At 73.0% G+C, this 14,059-nt stretch carries 14 protein-coding genes; 7 read left to right on the top strand and 7 right to left on the bottom strand.

The genetic code is table 11. From position 1 onward, the window contains the following. The first annotated feature begins 74 nt into the window (after positions 1–74). Genes N538_RS0122660 through N538_RS0122675 form a run of 4 tightly spaced genes read left to right on the top strand, consistent with a single transcriptional unit; the run spans position 75 to position 6,923 of the window. The gene (locus tag N538_RS0122660; protein WP_028639185.1) at positions 75–1,076 is read left to right on the top strand and encodes an SDR family oxidoreductase; all 1,002 of its coding nucleotides are present in this window, start codon (positions 75–77) and stop codon (positions 1,074–1,076) included. Beyond that, positions 1,073–4,045: an FAD-binding and (Fe-S)-binding domain-containing protein gene (locus tag N538_RS26920; protein ID WP_036571775.1), complete on the top strand. Its 2,973-nt coding sequence runs from the start codon at positions 1,073–1,075 to the stop codon at positions 4,043–4,045. Before N538_RS0122660 ends, N538_RS26920 begins: the two co-directional genes overlap by 4 nt. Beyond that, positions 4,042–5,832: a thiamine pyrophosphate-requiring protein gene (locus tag N538_RS0122670; RefSeq protein ID WP_028639186.1), complete on the top strand. Its 1,791-nt coding sequence runs from the start codon at positions 4,042–4,044 to the stop codon at positions 5,830–5,832. Before N538_RS26920 ends, N538_RS0122670 begins: the two co-directional genes overlap by 4 nt. Further along, positions 5,829–6,923, top strand: coding sequence for an enolase C-terminal domain-like protein (locus N538_RS0122675; RefSeq protein WP_028639187.1), 1,095 nt, complete (start codon positions 5,829–5,831; stop codon positions 6,921–6,923). The genes N538_RS0122670 and N538_RS0122675 overlap by 4 nt, the downstream gene beginning before the upstream one ends. Positions 6,924–6,980: 57 nt before the next feature. Here N538_RS0122675 and N538_RS0122680 read toward each other — a convergent pair whose 3' ends face one another. The 4 genes from N538_RS0122680 to N538_RS0122700 form a co-directional block, all read right to left on the bottom strand. Further along, positions 6,981–7,763 carry a COG4705 family protein gene (locus N538_RS0122680; RefSeq protein ID WP_028639188.1) on the bottom strand — a complete coding sequence of 261 codons (783 nt, stop codon included), beginning with the start codon at positions 7,761–7,763 and terminating at the stop codon, positions 6,981–6,983. Positions 7,764–7,805: 42 nt separating this feature from the next. Continuing rightward, positions 7,806–9,038: a sensor histidine kinase gene (locus N538_RS26925; protein ID WP_155992411.1), complete on the bottom strand. Its 1,233-nt coding sequence runs from the start codon at positions 9,036–9,038 to the stop codon at positions 7,806–7,808. A 65-nt stretch (positions 9,039–9,103) separates the two neighbouring features. Next, positions 9,104–9,769 carry a response regulator transcription factor gene (locus tag N538_RS0122695; protein WP_028639189.1) on the bottom strand — a complete coding sequence of 222 codons (666 nt, stop codon included), beginning with the start codon at positions 9,767–9,769 and terminating at the stop codon, positions 9,104–9,106. 74 nt (positions 9,770–9,843) lie between these two features. Then, a complete protein-coding gene (locus N538_RS0122700) occupies positions 9,844–10,257 on the bottom strand; it encodes a hypothetical protein (RefSeq protein WP_028639190.1) in 414 nt (137 codons plus the stop codon). Between the two features lie 44 nt (positions 10,258–10,301). On the opposite strand from N538_RS0122700, the gene N538_RS0122705 reads away from it, so the two are divergent. Then, complete coding sequence (locus N538_RS0122705) at positions 10,302–11,255, top strand: alkaline phosphatase family protein (RefSeq protein WP_081790662.1); 954 nt, start codon at positions 10,302–10,304, stop codon at positions 11,253–11,255. 10 nt (positions 11,256–11,265) lie between these two features. Here the strand turns inward: N538_RS0122705 and N538_RS0122710 are convergent, their stop codons facing one another. After that, on the bottom strand, positions 11,266–11,700 hold the full coding sequence (locus tag N538_RS0122710; protein WP_028639192.1) for a hypothetical protein: 435 nt from the start codon (positions 11,698–11,700) through the stop codon (positions 11,266–11,268). A gap of 63 nt (positions 11,701–11,763) precedes the next feature. Here N538_RS0122710 and N538_RS26930 point away from each other — a divergent pair, with 63 nt between their 5' ends. After that, the gene (locus tag N538_RS26930) at positions 11,764–12,351 is read left to right on the top strand and encodes a class I SAM-dependent methyltransferase (protein WP_028639193.1); all 588 of its coding nucleotides are present in this window, start codon (positions 11,764–11,766) and stop codon (positions 12,349–12,351) included. On the opposite strand, the gene N538_RS0122720 is transcribed toward N538_RS26930, so the two are convergent. Further along, positions 12,335–12,592 carry a hypothetical protein gene (locus tag N538_RS0122720; RefSeq protein ID WP_028639194.1) on the bottom strand — a complete coding sequence of 86 codons (258 nt, stop codon included), beginning with the start codon at positions 12,590–12,592 and terminating at the stop codon, positions 12,335–12,337. The genes N538_RS26930 and N538_RS0122720 overlap by 17 nt on opposite strands. A gap of 12 nt (positions 12,593–12,604) precedes the next feature. After that, positions 12,605–13,456, bottom strand: coding sequence for a mycothiol conjugate amidase Mca (mca, locus tag N538_RS0122725; RefSeq protein WP_036571862.1), 852 nt, complete (start codon positions 13,454–13,456; stop codon positions 12,605–12,607). 65 nt (positions 13,457–13,521) lie between these two features. Here mca and N538_RS0122730 point away from each other — a divergent pair, with 65 nt between their 5' ends. Continuing rightward, positions 13,522–13,920, top strand: a complete 399-nt coding sequence (locus N538_RS0122730) for a DUF4307 domain-containing protein (protein WP_028639196.1) — start codon at positions 13,522–13,524, stop codon at positions 13,918–13,920. The last annotated feature ends 139 nt before the right edge of the window (positions 13,921–14,059 follow it).

The raw sequence follows: 14,059 nt of genomic DNA on the forward strand, positions 1-14,059 counted from the left end.
CAGCACGACACCCAGCACGACACCCAGCACCACACCCGGCAGGACACCCGGCAGGACAGGAGGAAGGAGACCCCATGAGCAAGCGAGTGGTCGTGGTGACCGGCGCGTCCGGCGGGATCGGACGGGCGTCGGCGCGGGAGTTCGCCCGGCGGGGGGACGCCGTCGCGCTGCTCGCCCGCGGCGACGCCGGCCTGGAGGCCGCCGCCGAGGAGGTGCGGGCCGCCGGGGTGCGGACCCTGGCGATCCCGGTGGACGTCGCCGACCACGAGGCGCTCGATGCGGCCGCCGACCGGGTGGAGGTCGAGCTCGGCGAGATCGACGTCTGGGTGAACGTCGCCTTCACCTCGGTGTTCGCGCGCTTCGTGGACATCGGGCCCGAGGAGTTCCGGCGGGTCACGGAGGTCAGCTACCTGGGCTACGCGAACGGCACCCGCAGCGCGCTGCGCCGGATGCTGCCCCGCGACCGCGGCGTCGTCGTCCAGGTCGGCTCCGCGCTGGCGTACCGGGGCATCCCGCTGCAGTCGGCGTACTGCGGCGCCAAGCACGCGATCCAGGGCTTCAACGAGGCGGTGCGCACCGAGCTGCTCCACGACAAGAGCTCGGTCCGCGTGACGATGGTGCAGATGCCGGCGGTGAACACGCCCCAGTTCGGGTGGGTGCTGTCGCGCCTGCCCCGGCACGCGCAACCGGTGCCGCCGATCTACCAGCCCGAGGTCGCGGCCCGCGCCGTCGCGTACGCCGCCGACCACCCCCGCCGACGGGAGTACTGGGTCGGCGAGACCACGGCGGCGACGCTGATCGCCAACGCGGTCGCGCCCGGGCTGCTCGACCGCTACCTCGCGCGGACCGGGTTCGACTCCCAGCAGACCGACCAGCCGCGTGATCCCGACCAGCCCGAGAACCTGTGGGAGCCGGCCGACACGCGACGTGACTTCGGTGCCCACGGCGCCTTCGACGACCGCTCCCACCGCGGCTCGCCGCAGGTGTGGGCGTCGCAGCACCACGGTCTCCTGGCCGCCGTCGGGGGCACGGCCCTGGCGGCCGGCGCCCTCGCCTGGCTCAGGAGCGCGGCATGAGGGACCTGGGCGGGGCCGAGCGGCTGCTGCGCGAGCGGGTGGACGGCGAGGTCCGCTTCGACGCCGGCAGCCGGGCGGCGTACTCCACGGACGCGTCGAACTTCCGCCAGGTCCCGTACGGCGTGGTCGTCCCGCGCACGACCGACGCCGCGGCCGAGGCCGTCGCCGTCTGCCACGAGCTGGGACTGCCGATCGTCTCCCGCGGTGGCGGCACCAGCCTCGCCGGGCAGTGCACCAACGAGGCCGTGGTCCTCGACTTCTCCAAGTACTGCCACCGGTTGCTCTCCGTCGATGTCGAGAACCGCCGCTGCGTCGTCGAGCCCGGGATCGTCCTCGACGACCTCAACCGGCAGCTCGCGCCGACCGGGCTGCGGTTCGGACCCGAGCCCGCGACCCACCCGAACTGCACCCTCGGCGGGATGATCGGCAACAACTCCTGCGGCGCCACGGCGCAGCGGACCGGCAAGGTCGTCGACAACGTCACCTCCCTGGACGTGCTGCTCCACGACGGGACCCGATTCGTGGCCGCGCAGCTCACCGACGAGCGGTACGCCGAGGTCGCGTCCCGCACCGACCGGGTGGGCGAGATCCACCGGGCGCTGCGGCGGCTCCGGGACGATCACGCCGACCTGCTGCGGGAGCGCTACCCCCAGATCCCGCGGCGGGTGTCCGGCTACAACCTCGACTCGCTGCTGCCCGAGCACGGGTTCGACGTCGCCGGCATGCTGGTCGGCAGCGAGGCGACCCTGGTGACGGTGCTCGCCGCCGAGCTCGAGCTGGTGCCGGTCGTCCGCGCCCGGACCCTGGTCGTCCTGGGGTACCCGGACATCGCGGCGGCCGCGGACGCCGTGCCGGCGATCGTGCGGCACGAGCCGATCGCGCTCGAGGGCGTCGACCACTACCTCGTCCGCGACCAGCAGCTCAAGGGCATGAACCCCGATGCGCTCGAGGAGCTGCCCGACGGCACCGGGTTCCTGATGGTGCAGTTCGGCGGCGACGACACCGAGGAGGCCGACCGGCACGCCGAGGACATGCTCGACGACCTCGGGAAGGGCGACCACTCCCCGGACGTCGCCTTCTACGACGACCCGCAGAAGGAGCACGAGCTCTGGCTGGTGCGCGAGTCCGGGCTCGGGGCCACGGCACACGTCCCCCACCGGCCGGACACGTTCGAGGGCTGGGAGGACTCGGCGGTGCCGGTCGACCGGCTCGGCGACTACCTGCGCGACCTGCGCGGGCTGTACGAGGAGTTCGGCTACGCCAGCGACACCGGACCCAGCCTCTACGGCCACTTCGGGCAGGGGTGCGTGCACACGCGGATCCCGTTCGACCTCTACTCCACCGAGGGCGTCGCGACCTATCGCCGCTTCCTGGAGCGGGCGGCCGATCTCGTCGTCTCGTACGGCGGTTCGCTCTCGGGCGAGCACGGCGACGGCCAGACCCGCGGCGAGCTGCTGCCGAAGATGTTCGGCGACGAGGTCGTCGGCCTGTTCGAGGTCGTGAAGGGGCTGTTCGACCCCGACGACCTGATGAACCCGGGCAAGGTCGTCCACCCGGCGCGTCTCGACGAGCACCTGCGGCTCGGCGGTCACTGGGAGCCGAAGCGGCTGCTGCCGGTCGCCTTCGGCTACCCCGAGGACGGTCACTCCTTCGCCCAGGCGGCCAACCGCTGCGTCGGCGTCGGCAAGTGCCGCCAGCTCGAGCACACCGGCGGCACGGTGATGTGCCCGTCGTACCAGGTGACGCACGAGGAGGAGCACTCCACGCGGGGCCGCGCCCGGCTGCTGTTCGAGATGCTCGACGGCCACGGCGACGGCACGATCACCGACGGGTGGCGGTCCACCGAGGTCCGCGACGCGCTCGACCTCTGCCTGTCGTGCAAGGGCTGCAAGTCCGACTGCCCGGCGCACGTGGACATGGCGACGTACAAGGCCGAGTTCCTGCACCAGCACTACCGGCACCGGCTGCGGCCCCGGGCCGACTACGCCACCGGCTTCCTGCCGTCGGCCGCGATGGTGATCGACCGGCTCCGGATCGCACCGGCCGTGAACCTACTCGCGGCGATGCCGAGAGTGCGCCGGCTCGGCACCCGTGCCGCAGGCCTCGAGGACCGTGAGGTGCCGCGGTTCGCCCACCGGTCGTTGCAGCGCTGGCTGCGCGACCACCGGCCGGCGCCCGGGGCGGGCCGTCGCGGCACCGTCCTGCTCTGGCCGGACACGTTCACCAACCACTTCCACCCCGAGGTCGGCATCGCCGCCGTCCGGGTGCTCGAGGACGCGGGCTGGGCGGTCACCATGCCGAGCCGGCCGGTCTGCTGCGGGCTGACCTGGATCTCGACCGGTCAGCTCGGCGTGGCCCGGTTCCGGGTGCGCCACACGATCCGCGAGCTCGCGCCGCACGTGCGGGCCGGCGGCCTGGTGGTCGGCCTCGAGCCGAGCTGCACGACCGTGCTCCGCTCGGACGCCGTGGACCTGATGCCCGACGACCTCGACACCCGCCGGGTCCGCGACCACACCGTCACCCTGGCGGAGCTGCTCGGCGAGCACACCGACGGCTGGGAGCCGCCGTCCGCCGCCGGGGTGACCGCCCTCGCCCAGGTGCACTGCCACCAGCACGCCGTCCTCGGGTGGGACGCCGACCGCACGCTCCTCGAGCGGGCGGGCGCGGACATCGAGCAGCTCGAGTCGGGCTGCTGCGGCCTGGCCGGCAACTTCGGCTTCACCGCCGGGCACGGCGAGGTCAGCGAGGCGTGCGCCGAGCAGGTGCTGCTGCCCCGGCTCCGCGAGGCCGACCCCCACGACCCCTCGACGGTGGTGCTGGCCGACGGGTTCTCCTGCCGGACCCAGATTCATGAGCTCGACAGCGGCGGGCACCGGGCATTGCACCTCGCGCAGCTCCTCGACGACCTCCGCACCGCGACGATCCGCGCGAACCACACGACCGACCCACGAGAAAGGAGCACCACATGACGACCACGACCGTGGCCGACCAACTGCTCGCGCGACTGCGCGAATGGGGCGTGAAGCAGGTCTTCGGCTACCCCGGCGACGGCATCAACGGCATCCTGGGCGCGTTCTCCCGTGCCGACGACCAGCCGCGGTTCATCCAGTCGCGACACGAGGAGATGAGCGCCTTCGAGGCAGTCGGGCATGCCAAGTTCAGCGATCGCCACGGCCTGCCCGGCGTGTGCATGGCGACGTCAGGTCCGGGCGCGATCCACCTGCTCAACGGGCTCTACGACGCCAAGCTCGACCATGTCCCGGTCGTCGCGATCGTCGGGCAGACCAACCGCACGGCGATGGGCGGCAGCTACCAGCAGGAGGTGGACCTGCTGAGCCTGTTCAAGGACGTCGCGAGCGACTACGTCCAGATGGTCACCGTGCCCCAGCAGCTGCCGAACGTGCTCGACCGGGCCATCCGCGTCGCGATGGCCCGGCGCGCGCCGACCGCGATCATCATCCCCAACGACGTGCAGGAACTGGAGTACGCGCCGCCCGAGCACGCGTTCAAGATGGTCCCGTCGAGCCTGGGCATCAGCTGGCCGACGGTCGACCCGGACGGTGAGGGCGTCCGGCGCGCCGCCGACGTGCTGAACGCCGGCTCGAAGGTCGCGATCCTCGTCGGCCAGGGCGCCCGGGGCGCGGCCGCCGAGGTCAGCCAGGTCGCCGAGCTCCTCGGCGCCGGTGTCGCCAAGGCCCTGCTCGGCAAGGACGTGCTGAGCGACGAGCTGCCCTGGGTCACGGGCTCCATCGGTCTCCTCGGCACCCGCCCCAGCTACGAGATGATGCGCGACTGCGACACGCTGCTGACCGTCGGCTCGAGCTTCCCCTACACCCAGTTCCTCCCGGCGCTGGACCAGGCCCGCGCGGTCCAGATCGACCTGGACGGCTCGATGATCGGGATGCGCTACCCGTACGAGGTCAACCTGGTCGGCGACGCCGCCTCGACGCTGCGCGCGCTGATCCCGCTGCTCGAGCGCAAGGACGACCGGGGCTGGCAGGAAGGCCTGTGCGCCAAGGTCGACGAGTGGTGGCGGACGATGGAGGCCGAGGCGCTCGTCGAGGCCGACCCGATCAACCCGATGCGGATCTTCCACGAGTTCTCCCGGATCGCCCCCGAGAACGCGATCCTCACCTCCGACAGCGGCTCGGCCGCGAACTGGTACGCCCGCCAGGTCCGGATGCGGGGCACCATGCGCGGCTCGCTGTCCGGCACGCTCGCGACGATGGGGCCCGCGGTGCCGTACGCGATAGGTGCGAAGTTCGCCCACCCGGATCGGCCGGTGATCGCCTTCGAGGGCGACGGCGCCATGCAGATGAACGGCATGGCCGAGCTCCTCACGATCTCCCGCTACTGGCAGGAGTGGGACGACCCGCGGCTCGTCGTCGTGGTGCTGCACAACAACGACCTCAACCAGGTCACCTGGGAGCTGCGCGCGATGGGCGGTACGCCGAAGTTCGTCGAGTCCCAGGCGCTGCCCGACGTCTCGTACGCCGACTTCGCGCGCTCGGCCGGGCTGGGTGCGACCGTCGTGACCGATCCCGACCAGCTGGCCGGGGCGTGGGAGACCGCACTCGGCGCCGACCGGCCGTACCTCCTGGATGTGCACTGCGACCCCGACGTACCCCCGATCCCGCCGCACGCGACCCTCGAGCAGATGACCGACATGGCCAAGGCACTGATCAAGGGCGACACCAGTCGCTGGGGCGTGATCAAGGAGGGGCTGAAGACCAAGGCCCAGGAGCTGCTGACGTGACCGACCCGCCGATCGTCGCGGTCGAGGCGCGCGCCTACACCGTCCCGACCGATCGGCCGGAGGCCGACGGGACGCTGGCCTGGGACTCGACCACGCTGGTGGCGGTCGAGGTCCGTGCCGGCGGGGGGACCGGCACCGGCTGGACGTACGCGCCCGCGGCGGCCGTCGGCGTGGTCGACGGCCTGCTCGCGCCCACGCTGGTCGGGCACCACTCGCCGCTGGCCCCGGTCGACGCACACGCCGCGATGGTGCGGGCGGTGCGCAACGCGGGGCGTGCGGGCCTGGTCGGCATGGCGCTCTCCGCGGTCGACATCGCCGTGTGGGACCTCGGTGCCCGGCTCCTCGGCGTACCACTGACGCGCTGGTTCGGGGCCGCCCCCGCGCCGGTGCCGGTCTACGGCAGCGGCGGCTTCACGACGTACGGCGACGACGAGCTCACCACGGAGCTCGAGGGCTGGCTCGCGCGCGGGCTCCGACGCGTGAAGATCAAGATCGGCGAGTCGTGGGGTCGCGCCGAGGACCGCGACCTGCACCGCGTCGAGCTCGCCCGCTCGGTCGTGGGCGACGGCACCGACCTGTTCGTGGACGCGAACGGCGGGTACGACGTGGGACAGGCCCGCCGGGTCGGCCGGCGCCTCGACGAGCTCGGCGTCACCTGGTTCGAGGAGCCGGTGAGCTCCGAGGACCTGCACGGGCTCGGCGTGCTGCGCGACGCGCTCGACGCCGACGTCGTGGCCGGCGAGTACGGGCACGACCTCGCCTACTTCCACCGGATGGCCCCGGCCGTCGACTGCCTGCAGGTCGACGTCACCCGCTGCGGCGGCTACACCGAGTGGCTCCGGATCGCCGCGGTCGCGGCCGCGCACGGGCTCGACGTCTCCGGTCACTGCGCGCCGTACCTCACGGCTCCGGTCGCCGCGGCGACCCCCCGGCTGCGCCACCTGGAGTGGTTCCACGACCACGTCCGCATCGTCCGCGAGCTCGTGGACGGCTACACGGCCCCGGTCGACGGGGCACTGCCGGTGGGCGACGGGGCCGGCCACGGGCTGCGGCTCGACGCCGGGCTCGCGGCGCGCTTCCGCGTTGCGTGACGGAGCGCCGGGTCCCTGCGGGCGGACCTGCCACCGACCGGACCGCGTCGGTGCCGATCAGGCGCCGGCCGGCACGCGCCGGTCCTGGACGGTGAACCAGCCGACGCACGCCAGGATGACCAGGAGGAACACCGCGCTCACGGTGTTCGTGCCGAGGCCGAGCCCGCCGTCGCCGGGGTCGGCGGTCAGCAGGTCGCCGATCGAGGCGCCGAACGGGCGGGTCAGGACGTAGCCGACCCAGAAGGTGAGCACGGCGTTCGCACCGGCGTAGTAGGCCAGCGTCACCGCGCCGATCACAGCGCCGAAGATCACGGCGGCCGTCAGGTAGCCGAGCGCGAGCTGCTCGGAGACCAGGTCGCCGGCCGAGGTGCCGAGCGCGAACGTGAAGAGGATCGCCAGCCAGTAGAAGGTCTCCCGGCGCCGGGTGACGATCGTGTGGATCGAGAGCGTGCGCTCGGAGCGGTACCAGATCACGAACGTCACCGCGAGGCACACCGCGAAGGCGATCGTCGTCGTCCAGAGGCTGACCCCGAGGTTGTCGACCAGGTTGTCGGAGATGAGGGTGCCGACGATCGAGATGAGCACCACCGAGAGCCAGTAGACCCAGGGCACGTAGCGGCGGGTGCGGAACTGGATCACGAGCGCGTCCCCGAGCAGCACCGCCATCAGCAGCGAGGTGGTCGTCAGGCCGAGCCCGACGTCGTCGGCGAGGAAGTCCGCAGCGGTCTCCCCCACCGTCGTGGACAGGATCTTCACGACCCAGAACAGCAGGGTGACCTCTGGCACCTTGTTGAGCAGCGTGACCGCGTCGCGGCGGCGGACCGTGGTGGCGTTGTCCATGGCGGCACCCTCGCTGCCGCACCTGCAGCCGACCTGACCGGCTCAGGCGCGCGGCAGCCGGACGGCGAACTCCGCCCCGACCCCGGGCGTCCCGACCACGATCTCCCCGCCGAGCGAGCGGGCCACCCGCTGGGCGATGCCGAGGCCGAGGCCGGTGCCGCCGGTCCCCGAGGCGCCCACGTCGAAGAGGTGCTCGCGCAGCCGGTGGTCGACCCCGGGCCCGTCGTCGGCGACGGTGATCACCACGGCGTGCGGCAGGTCCACGGCGGTGAGCGTGATCCGCGAGCGGGCGTGGGAGACCGCGTTGTCCAGCACCGGCGCCAGGGCTCGCAGCACGAGGCTGCGCGGCCCGGCGATCCGCGCGGACGACGTACCGGTCCCGTCGACGAGGTCGAGGTGCGCCGGAACGGCGGGACGCAGGGCGTCGACCAGCTCCGCGACGTGGCAGGTCGCGGCGGCGTCCGTCGCGGCCGCGTCACGGGCCACGTCGACCAGGGTGGTGATCACCTCGGCCATGGTGCGCGCCGCGCGCGAGATCTCGACGAGGTCGGCGCGCGTCTCCGCGTCGGCGCCGCCACGCATCAGCGCCAGGTCGGCCGATCCCTGGATCGCGGTCAGCGGAGTGCGCAGCTCGTGCGCGAGCTCTGAGGTCAGCCGCTGCTCGGACCGGATCGCCATCGCGACGCGGTCCAGCAGCCGGTCCAGCGTCTCGCCGAGCTGCGCCAGCTCGTCGTCGGCCGGGTCCAGGTCGAACCGGTGCGCGAGGTCGTGCTCGCTCCAGTCCGCCGCGCGCTCGGCCATCTGGGTCACCGGCGCGAGCGCCTGGGCGGTCACCCGGCGCGCGATCCACGCGGCGGCCGCGATCACCAGGATCCCGATGAGGACGGTCGCGAGCAGCGCGTACTTCTCCGAGCGCTCGTACGCCGCGGTGTCCTGGCTGACCACCACCACCCCGGACCGGCCGTCCGTCGTCGTGAAGGGGCGGGCGAGCAGCCGCAGGGCCTCGTCGACGTCGACGCTCGTCGGAGTCGTCACCGTCGAGAGGTCGTCGGCCTCGTCCCGGGCGCCCTGCTCGATCGAGCCGGCCACGAGGTCGCCGTTCTCGTCGTAGACCCGCACGCCGGGGTCGAGGTCGCGTGAGGAGACGGGCCCGGCCTCGAGGACGCTCACGACCGCGTCCGCGCGGTCCGCCAGCACCCGGTCGACGTCGCGCTGAGCGGTGTACCCGAGCAGCAGCTGGAGGCCGACGCCGACGACCAGCATCACCGCGGTCATCAGCGCGACGGTGGACGCGGTGATCCGGCCTCGGAAGGTCCGGGGTGCGAACCTGCGCTGCGCACTCACCGCAGCGCGAACCCCACGCCGCGGACCGTCTTGAGGTGCAGCGGCGACTCGACCTCGGCGAGCTTCACGCGGATCCGCCGGACGTAGGAGTCGACCGTGTTCTCGCTGACGACCGCGCCGTCCGGCCACGCGGCGGCGACGACCGCGCGGCGGCGCACGACCTCCCCCGGACGGGACGTGATCGCCGCGAGCATCCGGAACTCCGTCGGCGTCAGCAGCACCTCGCGGCCGCGGCAGACGAGCGCGTGCCGGGCCGGGTCGAGGAGCAGGTCGGCGTCCGAGCCACCCGTGACGAGGCGTCCGCGCCGGGCCAGCGCCTCGACGCGGGCGATCAGCTCCTTCACGTCGAACGGCTTGGGCAGGTAGTCGTCGGCGCCCGCGCTGAAGCCCGCCAGCCGGTCGTGGACGTCGCCCAGCGCGGAGAGGAACAGCACCGGGGCCGACTGCCCGGCCGAGCGCAGCGCCTGGCAGACGTCGCGGCCGTCCGCGTCGGGCAGCCCGATGTCGAGCACGACCACGTCGAGGTCGTCGTCGTCGGCGAACAGCCGCAGGGCCTCGCGCCCGTCGTGCGCGGCCACCCCGTCGTGGCCGGCGTGCCGCAGTGCGGCCAGCACGACCCGGCGGATCGCGGGGTCGTCCTCGCACAGCCCGATCCTGGCCACCAGGGACCCCCTCTCGGCGCGAGGATGCGCCGACGAACCTGCAAGGTACCTGACCGCGACCTGACCCCACCCGGTCAGCGGCCGAGCAGCAGCACCCCCGCGGTGACGAGCGCGGCGACCTTGACCAGCTCGAGCCCGACGTACCAGAGGTGGGCGCGGGAGCGCGGCCCGTCGTCGCCCGCGAGCACCGCGTCGGACCGGCGCGAGAGGAACGGTCGTACGGCGAGGACCTGCACGACCAGCGCGGCGGCCGCCACCAGGAACGCGACGACCGCCGCCCGGCCCGGCGACCCCGCGAGCAGGCCGACGACCACCAGCACCGCGAGCACGGCCTCGACGGCGTTGAGCGCCCGGAAGACCAGCCGCCCGATGCCGAGCCCGATGGGCAGGGTGACCCCGGGTGCCCGGAACTTCAGCGGCGCCTCGAGGAACGAGATGCCCACAACCATGCCGAGCCAGACGAACGTTGCGGCGACGGCGAGCTCCACCCCGTCAGGTTAGGCGACCGTCGGTCCCGGTTACCCTCGGTCGCATGCGACGACCAGCAGCTGCCCGGACACGTCGGTGGACCGCGCTGGCCACACGACTGGTGCCGGTCCTGATCGCGCTGGCCGCGGCCGCCGCGCTGGCCGACTGCGCGTCTGCCACCACGACCGACGCGGCTCCGGCCGCCCCCACCACCGCCCGGGCCGCCGGCCGGGACGCGCCCGCCGCCACGTCCGTCACCAAGCTCCTGGTCTTCGTGGTCGAGAACCACTCCCTCCACCAGATGCGGGCGGGGATGCCCTGGCTGAGCGACCTGGCGGACCAGTACGGCTACGCCACGCGGTACGGCGCCATCACGCACCCCTCGCTGCCGAACTACCTCGCGATCGCCGGCGGTGACACCTTCGGCATCGCCGACGACAGCCGCCCGGCCGACCACCCGATCCGCAGGCCGAGCGTCTTCGGCCGCGCCGTGCGCGCCGGGAGCACCGCCACGACGTACGCCGAGGGCATGACGTCGAGGTGCCAGCAGGCTGACGGCGGGGAGTACGCCGTCCGGCACAACCCGTGGGCGTACTTCCGCTCCGAGCGCCGGCTCTGCCGCCAGCACGACGTCCCGCTGCGCGCGCTGCAAGGCGACATCGACGGCGGGACCCTGCCCCAGGTCGGCCTGGTCGTGCCCGACGTGTGCAACGACGCGCACGACTGCACGCTGGCGACCGCGGACGTGTGGCTGCGGCGGCACGTCGGCCGGGTGCTCGACGGCCCCGACTTCACCTCCGGGCGGCTCGCGGTCGTGGTCACCGCCGACGAGGACGACCGGCACCACGGCAACCGGGTGCTCACGGTCGTCGCCCATCCCAGCCTGGACGGCGTGATCGTCGGTCGCGCCCTCACCCACTACGCCCTGTCGCGCTCCTACGCCGAGGTGGCTGGAGTCGACCCGGTCGGCCACGCGGCCGACGCCCGCTCGCTGCTGCGGGTGTTCGGGCTGGAGTAGGCCGGCGGGCTCAGCCGGCCGCCGGAGCCCTCCCGATCCTGACCAGGACCCACCCCAACAGCATCAGCACGACGCCCATGACGGACACGAACGCCGCCACCCCGAACGCCACGACCGAGGTGAACAGGCTCGCCTGGAGGAACGACGCCGTCATCACCGTGTCGCGGTTCGGGTCGTCCTGGGGCAGCTCCGCGTAGGTCTTGCCGCCGCCGATCTCGAGCGCGTGCTTGTTGATGATGTCTGCCTGCGCGTAGGCCGTGAACGGCCCCTTCACGTCCTTGCCGGCGAAGTGCGCAGCGTCGTCCGACACGGTGATGTGCTGGTCGGCGAGCGTCGAGGAGACGGTGGCGTAGGTCACGACACCGGCGACCAGGAACACGACGCCCAGGACGGCGATGATGATCCCGACGACGCGGATGCCGCGGTTCGCAGAGGTGGTGGCCATGCGGTCACGCAACCATCGCTCCGGCGTCGACGGGTCACCCGGAATGCGTGATTGACTCGGTCCGTGGACGCACACGCGTGGGACGAGAGGTACGCCGCCAGCGACCTGGTCTGGTCGGCGGAGCCGAACCTCTTCGTGGCGTCCGAGCTGGCCGACCTCGAGCCCGGCCGGGCCCTGGACCTGGCTGCCGGCGAGGGCCGCAACGCGATCTGGCTGGCCCGCCGGGGCTGGGAGGTCACCGCCGCCGACTTCTCCCAGGTCGCGCTCGACAAGGGCCGGGGTCTCGCCGGCGAGACCCCGGTGCGCTGGGTCCGCGCGGACGCGACCCGGTGGGATGAGCCCGCGGCGTACGACCTCGCCGTCGTGGCCTACCTCCAGCTCGCGGCGCCCGAGCGCCGGGCCGCGCTGCGGGCGGCGTACGACTCGTTGGTCGAGGGCGGCACGCTGCTGCTGGTCGCGCACGACTCCTCGAACCTCGACGAGGGCACCGGCGGCCCGCAGGATCCGCGGGTGCTGATGACGGCCGCGGACGTGCTCGAGGACCTCGACGACCTGCCCTTCGACGTGCTGCACGCGGGCCGGGTCGGCCGGAGCGTCGGCGACCTGACGGCCTGGGACTGCCTGGTTCGGCTGGTCAGGCGCCCGGGGTAGGCGGCTGCTCGCTCGGTTGGTCCACGGGGAGCTCGACGGGCTTCTTCTTGTCCGAGGGGTCGTAGAGCCCGGCGTCCTCGGCGGCCTGTGCCTTGCGCAGCTGCTTGACCAGGCTGAACCCGAGGAACGCGACCGCGAGGATCAGGCCGATGAAGATCGCGAACGCGAGCCAGCCGGCCTTCACGTCCTCGTCCTTCGGCACCTCGTCGGCGAAGGAGACCACGAGCGTCAGGAACTGCATGCGACCAGTGTGTCAGGCGGGGTCGTGGATGCCGGCGAAGAGGTCGTCCTCGGGCAACGGGCTGGTGACCTTGCTCTCCACGAGCTCGAAGTCCTCGGTCGGCCAGACCCGCTCCTGGAGCTCCCGCGGGATCGCGAACCAGAAGCCGTCCGGGTCGATCTGGGTCGCGTGCGCCAGCAGTGCCTGGTCGCGCACGCCGAAGTAGTCGGCGCACGGCACCCGGGTGGTGATCCGGGCGTCCCACTCCGGCTCCTCCTTCCACTCCTTGAGCCGCTCGGCCCACGGCGACTCGAGACCGTGCTCGAGCATCGCGTCGTGGATCGCCTGCATCCGGGGGCGGTTGAACGAGTGGTGGTAGTAGAGCTTGAGGACCTGCCACGCCGGGCCGAGCTCGGGGTGCCAGTCCGGGTCGGCGGCCGCCTCGAACGCGAGGACGCTGATCTCGTGGCACTTGATGTGGTCCGGGTGCGGGTAGCCGCCGCGCTCGTCGTACGTCGTCATCACGTGCGGCCGGAACTGCCGGATCAGCCGCACCAGCGGTGCGGCCGCCTCCTCCAGCGGGACCAGCGCGAAGCAGCCCTCGGGCAGCGGCGGCTTCGGGTCGCCCTCCGGCCAGCCGGAGTCGACCCAGCCCAGCCAGTCCTGCCGGATGCCGAGGATGTCGCGGGCGCGCTCCATCTCCTGGCGGCGGATCTCGGTGATGTTCGCCAGGACGTCCGGGCGGTCCATCTTGGGGTTGAGGATCGAGCCGCGCTCGCCGCCGGTGCAGGTGGCGACGTGCACGTCGACCCCCTGCGCGACGTACATGGCGGTGCTCGCCGCACCCTTGCTCGACTCGTCGTCGGGGTGGGCGTGCACGTGCATGAGGCGGAGGCCGGCGCGGGAGGGGTGCTGCGTCACCCGGACATCCTAGGTGGGACCATTTCGCGGTGACCTCGACCGACCTCGACGACCGCTACGGCGCGCCGTCCGCCTGGCGCACCCGGGCGCTGCTCGGCGTTGTCGTCGTGATGGTCGCGGCGTTCCTCGGCTGGCTCGGCTGGACGATCTGGTCGCAGTCGACGCCGCAGGTCACCTCCGACCTGCTCGGCTGGCACGTCACGGACGAGCACGCCGCGACCGCGACCGTGCAGGTCCGGCTGACCGACGAGGACGTGCGAGCGACCTGCACGCTGCGGGCGTACGCCGAGGACCACTCGGTCGTCGGCGAGCTCAGCTTCACCCCCGACGCGAGCGGGCGCACCGACCAGACGGTCCGGACCGAGCGCGAGGCGACGTCGGTCGAGCTGATCGGCTGCACCGCCCCGGGCCAGAACCGACCGCGCTGACCGATCTGCGTCCCGGCGGCACCTGTGGTTAGACTTGTCGATCCGACTGTCCCGCAGGGCCGTCCCGAAACCGGCCCCGCGCACTGACGCACACCCGTTTCGGACGGTGCCGCGCTGGGCACCACCCGACGACCGGCGG

The organism is Nocardioides sp. URHA0032, from assembly GCF_000620645.1.
In the GTDB taxonomy this organism is placed as follows: Bacteria; Actinomycetota; Actinomycetes; order Propionibacteriales; family Nocardioidaceae; genus Nocardioides.

What these genes read in the sequence shown, in the direction of transcription:
- N538_RS0122660 (WP_028639185.1), top strand. Translation starts at nt 75, where the DNA reads ATGAGCAAGCGAGTGGTCGTGGTGACCGGCGCGTCCGGCGGGATCGGA.
- N538_RS26920 (WP_036571775.1), top strand. Translation starts at nt 1,073, where the DNA reads ATGAGGGACCTGGGCGGGGCCGAGCGGCTGCTGCGCGAGCGGGTGGAC.
- N538_RS0122670 (WP_028639186.1), top strand. Translation starts at nt 4,042, where the DNA reads ATGACGACCACGACCGTGGCCGACCAACTGCTCGCGCGACTGCGCGAA.
- N538_RS0122680 (WP_028639188.1), bottom strand. Translation starts at nt 7,763, where the DNA reads ATGGACAACGCCACCACGGTCCGCCGCCGCGACGCGGTCACGCTGCTC.
- N538_RS26925 (WP_155992411.1), bottom strand. Translation starts at nt 9,038, where the DNA reads ATGACCGCGGTGATGCTGGTCGTCGGCGTCGGCCTCCAGCTGCTGCTC.
- N538_RS0122705 (WP_081790662.1), top strand. Translation starts at nt 10,302, where the DNA reads ATGCGACGACCAGCAGCTGCCCGGACACGTCGGTGGACCGCGCTGGCC.
- N538_RS0122710 (WP_028639192.1), bottom strand. Translation starts at nt 11,700, where the DNA reads ATGGCCACCACCTCTGCGAACCGCGGCATCCGCGTCGTCGGGATCATC.
- N538_RS0122720 (WP_028639194.1), bottom strand. Translation starts at nt 12,592, where the DNA reads ATGCAGTTCCTGACGCTCGTGGTCTCCTTCGCCGACGAGGTGCCGAAG.
- mca (WP_036571862.1), bottom strand. Translation starts at nt 13,456, where the DNA reads ATGCACGTGCACGCCCACCCCGACGACGAGTCGAGCAAGGGTGCGGCG.